Origin of the sequence: Flavobacterium denitrificans DSM 15936 (assembly GCF_000425445.1) — a bacterium.
GTDB lineage: Bacteria > Bacteroidota > Bacteroidia > Flavobacteriales > Flavobacteriaceae > Flavobacterium > Flavobacterium denitrificans.
Genome location: NZ_KE384377.1, coordinates 552,070 through 568,872, shown reverse-complemented (window position 1 = coordinate 568,872; position 16,803 = coordinate 552,070). Strand labels below are relative to the sequence as shown.

14 protein-coding genes are annotated in these 16,803 nt (G+C 34.0%); 2 read left to right on the top strand and 12 right to left on the bottom strand.

Going from position 1 to position 16,803, the window contains the following annotated elements; genetic code table 11:
- Positions 1–28: 28 nt before the first annotated feature.
- The 7 genes from recN to H600_RS0114315 all read right to left on the bottom strand — a co-directional run bounded on the left by recN (position 29) and on the right by H600_RS0114315 (position 6,579).
- Positions 29–1,681, bottom strand: coding sequence for a DNA repair protein RecN (gene recN / locus H600_RS0114345; protein ID WP_026729438.1), 1,653 nt, complete (start codon positions 1,679–1,681; stop codon positions 29–31).
- A 59-nt stretch (positions 1,682–1,740) separates the two neighbouring features.
- Positions 1,741–2,625 (bottom strand): type IX secretion system protein PorD, encoded by an 885-nt coding sequence (gene porD, locus H600_RS0114340; RefSeq protein ID WP_026729437.1) that lies wholly within the window; start codon positions 2,623–2,625, stop codon positions 1,741–1,743.
- A 65-nt stretch (positions 2,626–2,690) separates the two neighbouring features.
- Positions 2,691–3,902 carry a bifunctional phosphopantothenoylcysteine decarboxylase/phosphopantothenate--cysteine ligase CoaBC gene (gene coaBC, locus H600_RS0114335; protein WP_026729436.1) on the bottom strand — a complete coding sequence of 404 codons (1,212 nt, stop codon included), beginning with the start codon at positions 3,900–3,902 and terminating at the stop codon, positions 2,691–2,693.
- Between the two features lie 10 nt (positions 3,903–3,912).
- A complete protein-coding gene (locus H600_RS0114330) occupies positions 3,913–4,230 on the bottom strand; it encodes a DNA-directed RNA polymerase subunit omega (RefSeq protein ID WP_007807938.1) in 318 nt (105 codons plus the stop codon).
- 9 nt (positions 4,231–4,239) lie between these two features.
- Entirely contained in the window at positions 4,240–5,034 is a 795-nt protein-coding gene (locus H600_RS0114325) for an outer membrane protein assembly factor BamD (RefSeq protein ID WP_026729435.1), read from the bottom strand.
- Positions 5,035–5,164: 130 nt separating this feature from the next.
- Positions 5,165–6,052, bottom strand: coding sequence for a 4-hydroxy-tetrahydrodipicolinate synthase (gene dapA, locus H600_RS0114320; protein ID WP_026729434.1), 888 nt, complete (start codon positions 6,050–6,052; stop codon positions 5,165–5,167).
- A 14-nt stretch (positions 6,053–6,066) separates the two neighbouring features.
- The gene (locus tag H600_RS0114315; RefSeq protein ID WP_026729433.1) at positions 6,067–6,579 is read right to left on the bottom strand and encodes a DUF6913 domain-containing protein; all 513 of its coding nucleotides are present in this window, start codon (positions 6,577–6,579) and stop codon (positions 6,067–6,069) included.
- Positions 6,580–6,626: 47 nt separating this feature from the next.
- Between H600_RS0114315 and H600_RS0114310 the strand changes: the two genes are divergently transcribed.
- Together H600_RS0114310 and H600_RS0114305 are read left to right on the top strand one after the other, a co-directional pair.
- Positions 6,627–7,406, top strand: coding sequence for a 5'-nucleotidase C-terminal domain-containing protein (locus tag H600_RS0114310; protein ID WP_026729432.1), 780 nt, complete (start codon positions 6,627–6,629; stop codon positions 7,404–7,406).
- 55 nt (positions 7,407–7,461) lie between these two features.
- Positions 7,462–8,373, top strand: coding sequence for a bifunctional metallophosphatase/5'-nucleotidase (locus tag H600_RS0114305; protein ID WP_026729431.1), 912 nt, complete (start codon positions 7,462–7,464; stop codon positions 8,371–8,373).
- Here the strand turns inward: H600_RS0114305 and H600_RS0114300 are convergent.
- The 5 genes from H600_RS0114300 to H600_RS22570 form a co-directional block, all read right to left on the bottom strand.
- A complete protein-coding gene (locus H600_RS0114300) occupies positions 8,359–9,054 on the bottom strand; it encodes a hypothetical protein (protein WP_026729430.1) in 696 nt (231 codons plus the stop codon). The two genes, H600_RS0114305 and H600_RS0114300, sit on opposite strands and share 15 nt — an antisense overlap.
- Positions 9,041–11,047, bottom strand: coding sequence for an NAD-dependent DNA ligase LigA (ligA, locus tag H600_RS0114295; protein WP_026729429.1), 2,007 nt, complete (start codon positions 11,045–11,047; stop codon positions 9,041–9,043). The genes H600_RS0114300 and ligA overlap by 14 nt, the downstream gene beginning before the upstream one ends.
- Before the next feature lie 247 nt (positions 11,048–11,294).
- Complete coding sequence (locus H600_RS0114290; protein WP_026729428.1) at positions 11,295–13,232, bottom strand: OmpA family protein; 1,938 nt, start codon at positions 13,230–13,232, stop codon at positions 11,295–11,297.
- An 11-nt stretch (positions 13,233–13,243) separates the two neighbouring features.
- The gene (locus tag H600_RS0114285; protein ID WP_026729427.1) at positions 13,244–14,179 is read right to left on the bottom strand and encodes a PorP/SprF family type IX secretion system membrane protein; all 936 of its coding nucleotides are present in this window, start codon (positions 14,177–14,179) and stop codon (positions 13,244–13,246) included.
- 47 nt (positions 14,180–14,226) lie between these two features.
- Positions 14,227–16,803: Ig-like domain-containing protein (locus H600_RS22570; protein ID WP_157509942.1), on the bottom strand; the 2,577-nt coding region annotated here is incomplete at its 5' end.

The following is a 16,803-nucleotide window of genomic DNA, read 5'->3' as shown; positions in this document are numbered from 1 at the left end:
TTTTAGATGACAAATATAAAGTATTTCTTTAGTTCAACAAGGCTTTAGCATGATTTAAAGCTGAATCAGAGACGACTGCTCCAGATAACATTTGAGCAATTTCGATAACTCTTTCGTCCTGAGACAAAAGCTTTAATTCTGATTGTGTGTCGTCATCAACCGTTGATTTGAAAACTTTAAAATGTGAATCGCCCTTTGCCGCTATTTGTGGTAAATGGGTGATAGCAAAAATCTGCATCGACACACTCATCTCTTTCATGATTTCTCCCATTCTTATGGCGATTTCACCTGAAACACCAGTATCGATTTCATCAAAAATTAAAGTAGGAAGTTTTGAATATTGTGCCAAAATTGCTTTCACAGCTAGCATAATACGTGACATTTCCCCTCCTGACGCTACTTTCTTAAGTAACCCGAAGTCGGTTCCTTTATTTGCCGAAAACAAAAATTGCAGTTCATCTTTCCCATTTGAAAAATAGGTTTCAGACGGTAAAAGTTGAATATCGAAACGAACATTTGGCATTCCTAAAGTTTCTAAAATAGAAATCAATTTATTGGATAAAACCGGAATTGCATTCAAACGGTTTTGATGAATTGTTGCCGAAAACGCATCTAAATCCACTATTTTTTGGTCAATCACTTTTGTCAACGAAGCAATTTCTTCTTCAATATTTCCTAATTCCAAAACTGTATTGCTTAATTCAGCTTCAATTTGGATCAATTCGTCAACTGTTGATACTTGATGCTTCTTTTGAAGATTATAAATCAGTTGTAATTTTTGGCTGATTAATTCTAACTGTGCCGGATCATTCAGCAGTTTTTCTGAACAATTTTGAAGTTCTTTCGAAACATCATCAAATTCAATCGTCAAACTTATGATTCGTTCAGATAAAGCTTGATATTCTGCTGAAAATGGAGCTATTTTTTGAAGCGATGTTTTTACTTCATTTAAATTATGCAAAACCCCAAATTGCTCTTCATTAGCAATGGTTAAAGATTTATCTAGCGATTCTTTTATCGCTTCGATATTATTGAGTTTTTCAAAATCAGCCTCAAGTTCTTCTTGTTCACCCGATTTTAGTTTCGCCGAAACCAATTCATTCAATAAAAATGTATTGTATTCTTGTTCTTTTCCTGAATCACTCTGTTTTTTCAGTAAAGCATTAAGTTTCGACTTATCTGATTTATATGTTTTTAGCAATTTCTGATAGTCCAAAATAACTTCTCCATTATTTGCAATGGCATCAATTATTTTAAACTGAACACTTTCATCAGACAATTCTTGAGTTTGTTGTTGCGAATGAATATCAATCAAAAAAAGACTTAAATCTTGTAATTCCTGAAGATTTACTGGGCTATCATTGATAAAAGCACGCGATTTTCCTGAAGGCAAAATTTCTCTTCGGATGATGGTTTCATCCTCATAATCCAAATCATTTGCTTCAAAAAATTCCTTTAAGTTGTATTTTGAGATTTCAAATTGCGCTTCGATCACGCATTTTTCCTCTTTATTTTTTAAAGAAGTCAAATCAGCTCTTTTTCCCAAAACCAATCCTAAAGCCCCTAAAATAATTGATTTTCCTGCTCCTGTTTCACCTGTAATTATTGAAAATCCTTTTGAAAAATCGATAGACAGTTTTTCAATCAAAGCATAATTTTTAATCGACAGAGAAGTAATCATAAAATAAATTTGAGGATATAAAAGTTAATGGAAAAGTAAAATTAAGATTAAAAATTAAACTAAAACTTAATTTGAGTCCATTTTGTACTATTTAATGGCGAAACTTTATTTAAAACATCGGTTAAGTCTGCAACTGAAATACTTGGCCCTCCAGAAAAAATTGAAGTAATCTCATCTGATTTCGCATCAAAAAACACTCTCGTCAAAAAAGCATTGGGCTTAACACTATTGAATCTGCCAATCAACATTAAAGAGGATTTGATTCTTTCCTTCGCCCCTTTCAAATCATCACTCATTTTATCCAAACCCGAATGATACATGTAAGTAACTTGGCGCAAATCGCTATACATTGGCGAAATCATATCTGTAATTAAGTAGTAGCGGTTTTGAATACCATCTGCTTGGCTCCATCCTTTAGAACCGCCTTGTTGCGCAACATTTGCAATATTTTGCGCCATTTCAAGATAATGATTTCCGGCACCCATTTGAAAAGTATCTGCATCCATTCCTAAAATCATATAACAATAAAAGGAAATAACAGAAACCAAATTTGATTCAAAAGTAGTCGGATTAAACAGCAAAGGCTCGTATTCCGTATATCTGAAATTAAAATCTTTGTCATTATAATTAAATACAGGAGACGAATAAGTAGAATTGAAAATTAATCTCGAAGATTGTACCTGAATTGTTCCGGTAAACTGATCTGAGCTGTTTGAAGACAATGTAATATACATTGAACAGTTTATTCGTTCGTTTTGCTTTAACAGTGCACCCGTCCAATCTGTTTTGTTTACAAATTCTGATAATGAAGTTTGAAGCGTTTTAAAAACCTGCTGATTAGGATTTGGCAGTCTTTCAGTATTAATCGTTACGATACAATTTAACTGTTGCGCCTGAGTAAAGCCAAAAATTAAAAACATTAAAAATGTAACCGCTTTATTCATAAAAAAAGATTTGTGTTGATATAAAATTGACGTTGATACTCTATTATTAAACTTTAAAAAAGTTATTATTTCGTAAAATGCAAAATCACTTTGTTTAAAATATCAACAGCAACAGACTCTTTTGATTTTAATTCCATTGGCTCAATTTTAAAATCTTTATCAATAAATGTAACTTTATTGGTTTCTTTTTTAAAACCTGCACCTTCATCCTGTAAAGAATTAAGAACAATCAAATCTAAGTTTTTTTTCTGAATTTTCAGCTTAGCATTTTCAATTTCATTTTGCGTTTCTAAAGCAAATCCAATTAAAAACTGGTTTTTCTTTATCCCTCCTAATGATGCTAAAATATCTTTTGTTTTTTCCAGTTCTATTGAAAACTCTTCGGCAGTTTTTTTAATTTTCTGCGTAGCCACAACTTTTGGCCTGTAATCTGCCACAGCTGCCGCTGCGATTGCCACATCGACATCATTATAATGCAAATGACATGCATCATACATATCTTGCGCAGAAACTACATTTACGACTTCAATAGAATTGTTTTTTGTTTTAAAATGAGTTGGACCGGCAATTAAAATTACCTGTGCACCTAATTTTGCTGCTTCATTTGCGATATCAAAACCCATCTTTCCAGATGAATGATTTCCTATAAAACGCACAGGATCTATTGCTTCGTATGTTGGACCAGCAGTTATTAGTATTTTTTTTCCTACTAATGGAAGTTTGCTTTCTAAATCAGCTTCTAAAAAAGCTACAATATTCTCAGGCTCAGCCATTCGGCCTTCGCCAGACAATCCGCTTGCTAGCTCCCCGCTTTCAGCAGGAATCATAATATTTCCAAATTGCTTTAAAGCTGTAAAACTTGATAAAGTTGAAGGATGCTTATACATATCCAAATCCATTGCCGGAGCAAAATAAACTGGACATTTAGCTGATAAATAAGTTGCGATTAAAAGATTATCACAGTTACCTGTAGCCATTTTTGACAACGTATTGGCTGTTGCCGGCGCTACTAACATGAAATCAGCCCAAAGTGCTAAATCGACATGGTTGTTCCAGACCGCATCTTGATCATCTTCATTAAAGAAACTTGAGTGTACAGGATTTTTTGATAACGTAGATAGCGTTAATGGAGTTACAAAATCCTTAGAAGCAGGTGTCATTATCACTTGGACATGTGCACCTGCTTTAATAAAAAGTCGTACTAATGAGGCTGTTTTATAGGCTGCAATTCCACCAGAAACTCCTAGCAGAATTTTTTTCCCGTTTAAAACTGACATTATACTTATATTATTTGTTTGAACCTCTGTGGTAAGTTTTTCCGTCTAACCATTCTTGAACAGCTAAAGCGTGTGGTTTTGGTAATTTTTCGTAAAATTTAGAAACTTCAATTTGTTCTTTATTTTCAAAAACTTCCTCAAGACTGTCATTGTAAGTAGCAAACTCTTCTAATTTCTCAGTCAATTCTTTTTTGATTTCAGAGTTAATCTGGTTTGCTCTTTTAGCCATAATGGTAATTGCTTCATACACATTTCCTGTTGGCTCTTCAATAACTGTCTTATTGTAAGTTATTGTATTTACAGGAGCATTCGTCTTTTTTAAATCCATGACTTTGTTTTATTTAGTATATTTTTGTAAATCTGTTTCAACTCGGGCATACATTTCGTCTGCCTGTTTTCTATATTTTGTATCGCTTTTAAACTTAATCAAGTTATTGTAAGCCACTTTTGCAACATTCAAACGTTCTTCCATTTTTTGAGGAATACTGTTTATTGCCAATTGATATGCCGAATCATATTTGTAAAACAGCGCATCTTCTTTAAGCGAAGTTCCAGGAAAATCAGCAATAAAATTATCAAATGCAACTAAAGCCGATTTGTAATCTGATATTGTATTATACCCTTTAGCATTTTCGTATGCTTTTTTCTCCAACTTCCCGTTCAACACTTTTACAGCTTCATTAGCTTGCGGAATGTATTCAGAATTAGGGTAATTATCAATAAATGCTTGCAATTTCTCTAAAGCTTTTACCGTATCAGCCTGATCTAAACTGTACACAGGAGCTAGTTTTGAATAACTATATGCCCCTAAAAACGCCGCTTCTTGTACTTTCTCACTACGCGGATAACCTGAAACAAAACTTTCAAACTGATAACCTGCTAAATAATACTGATGTGTTTTATAGTAAGCTTGTGAAAACATATAAAAAAGCTTTTCAGCTTGAGGTTTACCTCTATATGATGGTGCTAATTGCTCAAAAAGACGAATCGCTTTTGAATATTTTCCTGCATCATACATTTTTGTTGCCATATCAAATTTTGCTGCAACATCTTCATTTTTTAATACCTTTTGGTAATCACTACAAGAACAAAAAAGGACAACAACAACTAATAGAGATACTATTTTTTTCATTTTCTTACTTTTATTATGATTTCTTAGACATTATGCCAAAGCAAAATCACACCGAAGTTCCGGTGGCAAATTTAGTTATTAATTTAGCTACTGCAAAATATTTTTTTTGTATAATAAAATACCGCCAGACTTACTCTGCTTTAATACTGTTTTTTACAAAATTATTCAATCTTGTTGCCAGTGATTCATCAACAGCAACTAAAGGCAAACGAACGGTATTATCAGCAATTCCAAGAGCTTGGAATATTTGTTTGATTCCTGCAGGATTTCCTTGCTCGAAAATCATATCAATACTATCTGACAAGAAATAATGTGTTTTAAACGCATCAACTGCTTTTTTATTTAACCCTAAGCGAATCATTTCTGAAAATTCTTTAGGAAATCCTTGTCCAATTACCGAAATTACCCCAGCACCCCCAGCTAAAACGATTGGAAGCGCCAGCATATCGTCTCCTGAAATAACAAGAAAGTCTTTTGGTGCATTTTTAATAATCTGCATCGCCTGTGCCATATCTCCAGCTGCTTCTTTTATGGCTACAACATTCTCAAAATCGTTTGCCAAACGCACCACAGTTGAAGGCAGCATATTGCTTGCAGTTCTTCCTGGAACATTATATAAGATTACCGGAACTGGAGAAGCCTCTGCAACAGCTTTAAAATGCTGATAAATTCCTTCTTGAGTCGGTTTATTATAATAAGGCGAAACAGACAGAATTGCTTCAAAAGCTGAAAAATCTCTTGTTTTTAATTCCTCAACAACCTGCATTGTATTATTTCCTCCTACACCAAGAACTAAAGGCAATCTTCCTTTATTTACATCGATTACTGTATTGATAACCAACTCTTTTTCGGCTTGAGTCAAGGTAGCATTTTCTGCTGTCGTTCCCATAACTACAAGATATTCAACTCCTCCGTCAATCGAAAAATTAACGATACGTTGCAAAGCTTCGATATCAACTGAAAAGTCTTTTTTAAATGGGGTTACAAGCGCAACACCAGTTCCTATTAATGATTGCATATTTTAATTATAGTTTATTTTATACTTTTTAAATACCTAAACAATTCAGAAACAAATACTTTACAATTCTCCATTTCTGTATTTATCATCCATCGGTTTAATTTTTGATCGACCGACGAAAATCCAACTTTAAATTTAGCTTTTGATTTGCTAGTTATCATCATCAAAATTGCTTTTTCAATATCATAATAACTAATCAAAAGATCAAATTCTGTTTCTGTAAATTCTGTCAAAAAACTTTCTGTAATTTCTCCCTTCCAGTTGATCTGTTTTTTCCCAAAAGTAGGTCTCGAATACACTTTTTTCTTCTTCAATTTACTTCGATACGCAACAATTTTTATATTTTCAGAAGCGATTCCTTGTAACGAAAGCTCTTTCATCAACTCTTTTGAATGCCGAAACTTTGTTTCATCTATCAATAAACCAATTGTTTGTATGTTACTTGTAAATTCTTCGTTTTTATTATTATTCAGATTATTTTTTAATGATTTTTTTACAAATAATTCCTTTATATAATTTAAAAACATAGTATTTTTACCAGATTACAAAATTAATTATTTAAGTCGCATTTAAGATGGTAAAACTAAAAAAGTATAACGGATTTTTAAAACTTTTTGTTATATTCTTAACACTTTTTTTTATATTTTCATGTAGTCCGAAAAACTACAATTTAACCAAGATAGAAGGAAAACAGATTCCGGTAACTGAAAAAGGAGGAGAAACTCCAGAAATCGAAAACTTCATCAAACCTTATCGTGATCATATTAATAAGGATTTAGATAATGTTCTGGCTTACAATCCTGAAACATTAGACAAAAGCAACGGAAAGTGGCAAACAACAATCGGATGTCTTATGGCCGACGTTTGTGTGCAAAGAGGAAATTTAGTTTTCAAGAAACGTGAAAATAAAACTATTGATTTATGCCTTTTAAATCATGGTGGTATTCGCGCTATTTTACCAAAAGGAAATGTCACAACTAGAAATGCTTTTGAAATTATGCCTTTTGAAAACAACTTAGTTGTTCTGGGTTTAAAAGGAGAACAAATTCTTGATATTGCTGCTTACATTATTAAGGAGAAAAAACCACAACCTTTATCTGGAATGACATTTACAATCGCTAAAGACAAAACCGCTAAAAACATTCTTATTCAAGGAAAACCTCTTGATTTAAATAAAATTTATTACGTTGCTACCAACGATTATCTTGCTAATAGAGGTGACAACATGAATTTCTTTGGCAAAAGTGTTGAAAAATATGATCTAAACTACAAACTTCGAGATGTATTAATTGACTATTTTAAAGAAGTTGACACTATTCCGGCGCCAAGAGACATTAGAATTACTGAAGAATAACAACATTTCCAGAAAAAATTAAAATTACTCGCGTTTACGCAAAAAAACATACCCAATGAAAAGAAGAGAATTTATCGAAAAAACTGCCGCAAGTACTGCCCTATTAAGTTTGGGATTATCATTGAGCAGTTTTGAATCTAACGATATCAATCACCTGACTGTTTTGCATACTAATGACGTTCACAGCCACATAGATCCTTTTCCTGCTGATGATCCGCGTAATGCAAACAAAGGAGGAGTGTCTCGTCGCGCTGCGCTGATCGAAACGATTCGCCAGGAAAACCCAAATGTGCTTTTATTAGACGCTGGGGATATTTTTCAGGGAACTCCTTATTTCAATTATTACGGAGGTGAATTGGAATTCAAATTGATGAGCATGATGAAATATGATGCTTCTACTATTGGAAACCACGATTTTGACAACGGATTAGATGGTTTGTATGCTCAAATGCCTCATGCTAAATTCGAATTCATCAATTCAAATTATGATTTTAAAAATACAGTCATGAACGGACTTGTAAAGCCTTACAAGATTTTCAACAAAAACGGAATCAAAGTTGGTGTTTTCGGATTAGGAATTGAACTTGATGGTTTGGTTGACAAAAAAATGTATAAGGAAACTGTATACAATAATCCGGTAGAAATTGCTCAAGACATGACGCAATTATTGAAAAAACAAGAAAAATGCGATTTGATTATTTGTTTGTCACATCTTGGTTATAACTATAGAGATGACGAAAAGAAGATATGTGATTTAAATTTGGCAGAACAAACCCAAGATATTGATTTAATTATTGGTGGCCACACTCATACTTTTCTTGACAAGCCTACTATTGTAAAAAATAAAGCTGGAGAAAACGTGTTGGTTAATCAAGTTGGTTGTTACGGAATTAATTTAGGCCGAATTGATTTTTATTTTGACAAAAACAAGAATCATACAAACCAAGGAAAATCAATTATTGTATAACATCTTCTTTTGAATCTTTGTTTTTTCAAGAAAGTATTCGACCATAAAATAGTATCCTAAAATTTGTGTCACATCACGAATAAGAACTAAGACGACCGAGTATGAAAAATACTGATTGAAAATATAAAAGATATCTGAAAAAATATAGCTAACCGCCATTAAAGACATCAAAAGTGCCAAATGTGTTCCTTTTGTGATATAAGTGACAAATGAATAATAGCTCAAAATACTTAAAACAATTCCGTAAAAAGTGTAAAGCATATTAAATCTTTTCATATTGTCAAGCTGAAGGCTTAATACAGAAACTAGCAAATAAACAATAAATATGACCACGATTGAAACTGGAAGAATATCTTTTCTTTTTAATTTTATACTTTCGTGGTCTATTATAAAAAGCTTTAAAATCAATAAATAGACAATTAAAAAGCTTATTACTCCACCAAGTTCTGATATTTCGATATCCATCAGATCAAAAACCTGCCCTACGAAGCAAAAGAAAAAAATCACCCCTTCGGTTTTTCCAATTTTAAAATCACTGCTGATAATAAAATAGAAGAAAATCGCGGGCAAAACAACAGCTTTAGCATAAATTGCCAAAATATCCTGTTGTGTGTAGTCCAATATTATTGTAAAAAATAAGGCTACAAAAAATAAAATCAAAGACGGTTTATTCGCTTTCATTTAATTTACTTATAAATTCTTCCTCCGACAATATAGGAATATTTAATTTATTGGCTTTTTCTAATTTTGCCGGCCCCATATTATCGCCTGCGACAACAAAATCAGTTTTCGCCGAAATTGAACTTCCCACTTTTCCACCATTATCTTCGATTGTTTTCTTTAATTCATCTCTTGAAAACTGAGCAAATACGCCCGAAACAACAAATGTTTTTCCGATGAATTTTTCTGTAGCGTTGGGATTAATTTTTTCAACTATTTCAAATTGAACGCCATAACTTTTCAAACGCTCAATTATTCGTTTATTTTCTTCATTTTCAAAAAATTCGATTACGCTTTTGGCAATTCGTTCGCCAATTTCATCGACTAAAACCAAATCCATTAATGAAGCTTGCGCTAAAGCATCGATGCTTTTGTAATGTTTGGCTAATTTTTTAGCAACAGTTTCGCCCACAAATCTAATTCCGAGTGCAAACAGAACACTTTCAAAAGGAATCTCTTTAGATTTTTCTACTCCATTAACTAAATTCTCTGCCGATTTTTGCGCCATTCTTTCCAAATGCAAAATATCTTCAACTTTTAACTCATACAAATCAGCATAATTATGAACTAATCCATTTTTGAAAAGCAATGCAACAGTTTCGCCTCCAAGACCTTCAATATCCATTGCTTTTCTTGAAATGTAATGTTGCACACGTCCAATAATCTGAGGAGGGCATCCATAGAAATTTGGACAATAATGATTTGCTTCTCCTTCATTTCGAACCAATTCAGTTTCGCATTCAGGACAATGTGTAATATAATGTGTCTTCTCTGAATTTTCAGGACGTTTTTCTAAATCTACTGCAATAATTTTAGGAATGATTTCCCCTCCTTTTTCGACAAAAACAGTATCATTAATTCGAATATCTAATTTTTCAATTTGGTCTGCATTGTGCAATGAAGCTCTTTTTACAATCGTTCCTGCTAATTGAACAGGCGCTAAATTCGCTACCGGAGTAATTGCTCCTGTACGCCCAACTTGATATGAAATTGAATTTAATTTAGTTGAAACTTGTTCTGCCTTGAATTTATAAGCTATTGCCCAACGTGGTGATTTTGCAGTGTAGCCTAATTCTTCTTGATACTGAATATTATTTACTTTTATTACAACACCATCAGTTTCATACGGCAAATTATGCCTGTGCGTATCCCAATAATCGATAAAATCAAAAACTTCGTTCATATTATCGACCAATTTTGCTTCCTTCGGAACTTTAAATCCCCATTTTCTTGCCGATTCTAATCCTTCAAATTGAGAAGAAAATGGCAAATTATTTCCGGTTACAAAATATAATAAACATTCTAAAGGACGCTTTGCAACCTCAGCACTGTCTTGAAGCTTCAAACTTCCAGAAGCAGTATTTCTTGGATTTGAATAAGGTGTTTCTCCTATTTCGATCAATTCCTGATTCATTTTTTCAAAACCAGCATAAGGCAGAATTATTTCTCCTCTTATATCAAATTTTTCAGGATAATTTCCTTTTAATTGTAACGGAACTGATTTTATCGTTTTGATATTATTCGTTACCTCATCACCTTGAAAACCGTCTCCACGCGTCAATGCCTGAACTAATCTTCCGTTTTCATAAGTAATGCTTATTGATGCACCATCATATTTTAATTCGCAGGTATATTCTAATTTTACATTTCCTAAAACTCTTTGAATACGGTTTTCCCAATCCAATAAATCTTCTTTAGAATAAGAATTATCTAAAGAATACATACGATATTGATGGGCAATTGTTTTAAAATTTTTAGTAATTGCACCTCCCACACGTTGTGTTGGGGAATGTTCATCAAAAAATTCGGGGTGTTTGTTTTCTAAATCCTGAAGTTCCTTTAATTTAATATCGAAATCATAGTCAGAAATTGTAGCATTATCAAGCACATAATAATTGTAATTGTGCTGATTAAGTTCCTCTCGTAAAGCTTGAATATTTTCTTGAATTGTCATAAGATATTAAAATGATGCAGATTGTAATTTTGAATAACTGAATATCAAAATTAGGATTATTTTTTTTCAAAAACATCATAGTAACTAAAGTTTTAAAAAATCAAAAATCAAGTCACAAAACAATGTGACTTGATTTCCTTCTTGTCCATTATTCTTAAAAAAGAATTAAACAAAACCAACTTCCAAATGGTTTCTTTGTTTTATATTTTATTACTGATAATCAAACAATTAACTCACAAATATAAAACTATTTCTGGATAATGATAAAGTCCGAACGTCTATTTAACAAATGCTCTTCTTCTGTACATTTTACTCCGTTTTTGCATTTATTAATCAATCTGCTTTCTCCATAACCTTTTGCGCTTTCAATGCGAGAAGCATCAATTCCTTGAGAAATAATATAATCACGTGTTGATTTTGCTCTATTGTCAGAAAGTTTCAAGTTATACGAATCTTTTCCTCTAGAATCAGTATGTGATTCAATCTTAATCCTAATGTTTGGAAACTTCTGCATAATGAAAACGACTTTAGTCAACTCTTCAACTGCCAAAGGTGTAATGTCATATTTGTCGTAATCAAAATAGATTGGTTTTACATCGACTTTTTCAACGCCTTTACTCTTAACAACCAAGTCATCATAATTACTTAATTCAAAGTTGACATCTTTGATTTCGCCACCGTTTTCTTTAGTAGTTTCTACCGTTTTTTCGTCACTCGCATAATTTGGTTTTGCGGCAATCATTTTAACTGTTTTTCCGCAAGGCACTTCGATGGCATATTTCCCTTCAAAGTTTGTTTTTGTTTCGCCAAGAACTTCGGTATATGAATTATATGCCATAATTGAAACATCAGTAAGAGGCAATCTCGTCTTTTTGTCTATTGCCATACCCGAAATCGTCTGGTTACAAACCGGTTTTCCTTTTACAAAAGAATAAATGTCATCATCGCCTTTTCCTCCTTCTCTATTTGATGAAACATAACCATACGTTTCTGTGCCATCAATTACAAAAGTAAAATCGTCTTTATTGCTATTAATTGGTTCGCCTAAATTGACTGGATCAGAAAAAGTTCCGTCAGACAAAAGTTTGCTTTCGTAAACATCTAAATCTCCTAAACCATAATGCCCATCAGAAGAAAAATAAAGCTTTCCTTTTCTAAAAAAAGGAAAAACTTCATTTCCAAGTGTATTGATTTTTGGCCCAAGATTTACTGGAGAACTCATTGTTCCGTCATCAGCAATTTTCACATAATACAAATCGGTTTCACCATTTCCGCCTTTCATGTCAGAAGCAAAGAAAAGCCATTTTCCATCTTCACTTAATGAAGGATGTCCAACTGAATAATCGGCATTGTCAAAGAAAAGTTGTTGCGGATTTTCTAATTTATTGTTTACGATCTCCCCTTTAACGATTTGAAAATTATTGGTTTTGCTTTCATCAATTACCAATTTGTTCTTTTTGACAATATTCGTTGAATAATAAATGGTTTTTCCGCTTGCATCGAAAGAAGCCGTTGCTTCGTGATACTTCGTCATTACATTTGGGAGAAATAATGTTTCGTTAAACAAACTTCCGTCAGCTTGATTTCTGTCTGCCAAATACAGATTCAAGAAAGGCTGATTGTTCCAAGTGTATAACTTTTCACTGAACTTTGTGGTATCTCTAGCAGATGTAAACACAATCCTGTCCTGAAAAAAAGTTGCTCCAAAATCCGATTTACTGGTATTGATATCCAGATTTTTAACTGTGTAAAGTGATTTTGCTTTAGACAAACTGTCGAGTTGTTTTTTCTGTGCAACATATCGGTTTATCTCGTTTTGATCACCTTTTTTATTCAGATATTCTTTTGTCATTTTATCTGCTTGATCATAATCTTTTACTCCTTTCAAAGTTTGGATATAACGCAAGTAATAAATATCCGTTAAATTATTGCCTTGTGCCTCGTACAATTTTTTATACCATTTCATAGCATTCCTTTCATCGGAAATAAAATAATACGAATCGGCTGCGTTCTTTAACGTTTGTACTGACGGATTTTTGCTGTTTTGCAGAATTTCTTCATATGCCTTTGACGCATCTGCGTAAGCATAATTTCTAAACAGAGCATCCGCTTTCTTTAAATTAGTCTTTTGAGCAAAACTAAACGTAATGCTCAAGACTAAACTTAGGATATATAGTTTTTTCATAGGTTTTGGATTTAGAAGAATCGAGGGGATTTGATTTTACTTTCGCCTTTATTAAACTGGTAACGCAAGATAATCTCATGCGATCCGTCGTTGTATTTATTCAGATCACTAACGGTATAATCGAAAGCGTATCCAACATAAAAACTTTTAGAGATTTGAAAACCTGCCAAGATACTCACAGAATCATCTGTTCTGTATGAGCCACCAATCACAAACTTTTCAGCAATCATAAAATTCGCCGATATATCAGCAGTAAGTGGTGCCCCACTCACTGCCTTCACTAAAAATGCAGGTTTGAATTTTAAATTTGGATTCAAATCAAAAACGTAACCTCCCATGAAATAATAATGCAAACGATCATAGTCGATGGATTCCTGAACATCATCATAATAAGTGTTCTGGATAAAACTTGGAACTGATGCTCCCACGTACCATTTATCAGTATAATAATAGATTCCAGCCCCAACTGCTAATTTTGCCTGATTGTCAATGTTTTGATTCAACAAAACATCATTTGGATCGTAATATCTCCCTTTTGACCAATCTACATTTAACATTCTCATACCCGCTTTTAGACCGAAAGCCAATCTTTTTTCGTATCCTAGCGGAATAGAATAAGAGAAGTTTCCGTCAAGATAAAGTTCGTTTGAAGGACCAATTTTGTCATTAACGACACTAAGTCCCAAACCAACTTTCTCATTTCGAAGCGGAGCGTGAATAGAAAAAGACTGTGTTTCTGGAGCGCCGTCAATTCCAACCCATTGTGAACGGTGCAAAAGCGTTGCTTCCAATGTACCGGTAGACCCAGCATAAGCTGGATTTACCGCCATTGTATTGTACATATACTGCGTATACTCTGGATCTTGCTGTGCACTAGCACAGACTGTGATAAAAGAACATATTAGAATAAAATATGTTTTCTTCAGTGATTTTATATATAGTTTCATAACGATACTTATTTAGTTTAATTAATTAGATGATTAACATTGTCTGCTTATCTCATTATAGATAACCATCCTTTTTTAACCGTTCCGTCTCCAATGTCTATCACATAAAAATAAGTACCTGTTGGCAGCATATCTCCTCTATTAATAACTCCAGATACATTGGCAGTTCCGTTCCAATCATTTTCATAATGCTGTTTACTGTAAACTAATGCGCCATATCTGTTGTACACTTTCAACTCATTGTTTGGATACGATTCGATACAGTCAATTCTAAAGAGGTCATTTGCTCCGTCATTGTTTGGAGTGAACTCATTATAAACTGTTAAACAAATTGGTTCGACTGAAACCGAAGCCGTGTTGTTTGAAGCATCAACATCTAAAGGTGTTGAAATTTCAACCGTTGCAACATTCAAATAATCACCACCTGGCAATACTTCTGCCACAACTGTCAACACCACACTTTGTCCAGCATTTAAAGTTGGAATTGTCCAAAGCTGTGTTGCAGTATCATATGTTCCAGCAGTTGTACTTGTGCTAACTAAATCATAACCGCTAGGCAATATATTGCTCACTATTGTATTGATGAAACTTCCTTGCCCAACATTGTTTACTGTTACTGTGAATGTTACCTGCTCACCAAAATTCGGAGTCGGATTATTAACTGTATTTGTAATTGTCAAATCTGAACAAGTTGCCACTGCTACATTCAGCGTTTTAGTTGTTGTTTCGTCACAAGTATTGATGTAAGTAACTTTCACTGTACCTGTACCAATATCAGACCATGAAACTGTCACTGTTCCATCAGCAGTTCCTCCGCCTGAAACAATTGTTCCATTTGTAATTGACCAAACATAGTTTGATTTACCATTTGCAACTGAATATGTCACGCCTTGGAAAACACAAGGAGTATCATCACTTGTCGTAATTGGAACCAAAGCATCATTTTCGAATGCAATTGTGATTCCTAATCTTGTTGCACTTTCACAACCATTTGTTGTGTTAGCGAGAGCTGATGCATAGTAAGTACCAGCAGTTAATTGTGTATTAGCCGCTAAAGGTGTTCCGCCTGTTGCAGAAGCATACCATGCTACATTTGGCTCATTTACTAGGATATTAGCAAGTGTAGGCAATTTTGATAAACAAAATGTTTGTGTTGTTCTTGGTGTAGTAACCACTCCCGGAGTATTTACATTTACTACAACTGCCAAACGTACTGGATTCTCACAACCAATCGCACTTGAAACAGCTCCATAATAAGTACCTGTAGTTAATGCTGTCGTAGCTGGAATTGCTGTTCCACCTGTTGCAGTATTGTACCAAACTACATTTGCTTCATTTACCTGAATATTAGCAACTGTTGGTGAATTCAACGTACAGAAGTTTTGAGTCGCATTCGTTGTTGTTGGCGTCGGACTTGGATTTGTTACCGTAACCGCAATCTGCAAACGAGTTGAACTTTCACATCCTGTCGCTGGATCTACAATGTTTCCAAAATAAGTACCTGTAGTTAAAGCGGTTGTAGCTGGAATTGGTGTCCCACCTGTAGCGGAACTAAACCAAGTAACATTACTTTCGTTTACCTGAATATTACCAATAGTTGGTGCCGATGTTGAGCAGAAGCTTTGAGAAGCATTTGTTGTAGTCGGGTTAATTGTATTTCCAACTGTAACATTTACTGCTAATCTTACACTGCTTTCACAACCCGTTACAGGATCTTTTATAGCTCCGTAATATGTACCACTAGCTAAAGCAGTTGTTGTAGGAATTGCTGTTCCACCAGTCGCTGTACTGTACCAAATTACATTTGTTTCAATCACTTGAATATTAGCAACTGTAGGCGCATTTCCAGAACAGAAAACTTGAGATGCGTTTGTAGTTGTAGGAGTTGCTGGATCTGTCACATTGATTGTTACGCTCAATCTTGTTGTGCTCTCACAGCCTGTTGCCGGATCGCTGATTGAAGCATAATAAGTGCCGTTAGTTAAAACTTGAGTTGATGAAATCAATGTTCCTCCTGTCAAAGCAGTGTACCAAACAATATTTGTTTCATTGAACTGAACGCTTGCAAATGTCGGAGCATTGATCAAGCAGAAGTTCTGTGTTCCTGCGTTTACTAATGTCGGTGTGCCAGGATCGTTTACATTGATTACAACTGCCAATCTTGTCGCACTCTCACAGCCTGTTGCCGGATCGCTGATAGAAGCATAATAAGTGCCGCTTGCCAATGCCTGAGTTGACGGAATCAAGTTTCCTGCTGTCATAGCATCATACCAAACGATGTTTGTCTCATTGAACTGAACGCTTGCAAATGTCGGAGCATTGATCAAGCAGAAGTTTTGTGTTCCTGCGTTTACCAATGTCGGTGTGCCTGGATCGTTTACATTGATTACAACTGCCAATCTAGTCGCACTCTCGCAGCCTGTTGCTGAATCGCTGATTGAAGCGTAATAAGTGCCGCTTGCCAATGCTTGGGTTGATGGAATAAGATTCCCTGCTGTCAAGGCATCGTACCAAACAATATTTGTCTCATTGAACTGAACGCTTGCAAAAGTAGGCGCATTGATCAAGCAGAAGTTCTGAGTTCCTGCGTTTACCAATGTCGGTGTGCCAGGATCGTTTACATT

Bases quoted from the DNA above. Each gene is read 5' to 3' on its own strand.
- recN (WP_026729438.1), bottom strand. From the start codon at position 1,681: ATGATTACTTCTCTGTCGATTAAAAATTATGCTTTGATTGAAAAACTG.
- porD (WP_026729437.1), bottom strand. From the start codon at position 2,625: ATGAATAAAGCGGTTACATTTTTAATGTTTTTAATTTTTGGCTTTACT.
- coaBC (WP_026729436.1), bottom strand. From the start codon at position 3,902: ATGTCAGTTTTAAACGGGAAAAAAATTCTGCTAGGAGTTTCTGGTGGA.
- H600_RS0114330 (WP_007807938.1), bottom strand. From the start codon at position 4,230: ATGGATTTAAAAAAGACGAATGCTCCTGTAAATACAATAACTTACAAT.
- H600_RS0114325 (WP_026729435.1), bottom strand. From the start codon at position 5,034: ATGAAAAAAATAGTATCTCTATTAGTTGTTGTTGTCCTTTTTTGTTCT.
- dapA (WP_026729434.1), bottom strand. From the start codon at position 6,052: ATGCAATCATTAATAGGAACTGGTGTTGCGCTTGTAACCCCATTTAAA.
- H600_RS0114315 (WP_026729433.1), bottom strand. From the start codon at position 6,579: ATGTTTTTAAATTATATAAAGGAATTATTTGTAAAAAAATCATTAAAA.
- H600_RS0114310 (WP_026729432.1), top strand. From the start codon at position 6,627: ATGGTAAAACTAAAAAAGTATAACGGATTTTTAAAACTTTTTGTTATA.
- H600_RS0114305 (WP_026729431.1), top strand. From the start codon at position 7,462: ATGAAAAGAAGAGAATTTATCGAAAAAACTGCCGCAAGTACTGCCCTA.
- H600_RS0114300 (WP_026729430.1), bottom strand. From the start codon at position 9,054: ATGAAAGCGAATAAACCGTCTTTGATTTTATTTTTTGTAGCCTTATTT.
- ligA (WP_026729429.1), bottom strand. From the start codon at position 11,047: ATGACAATTCAAGAAAATATTCAAGCTTTACGAGAGGAACTTAATCAG.
- H600_RS0114290 (WP_026729428.1), bottom strand. From the start codon at position 13,232: ATGAAAAAACTATATATCCTAAGTTTAGTCTTGAGCATTACGTTTAGT.
- H600_RS0114285 (WP_026729427.1), bottom strand. From the start codon at position 14,179: ATGAAACTATATATAAAATCACTGAAGAAAACATATTTTATTCTAATA.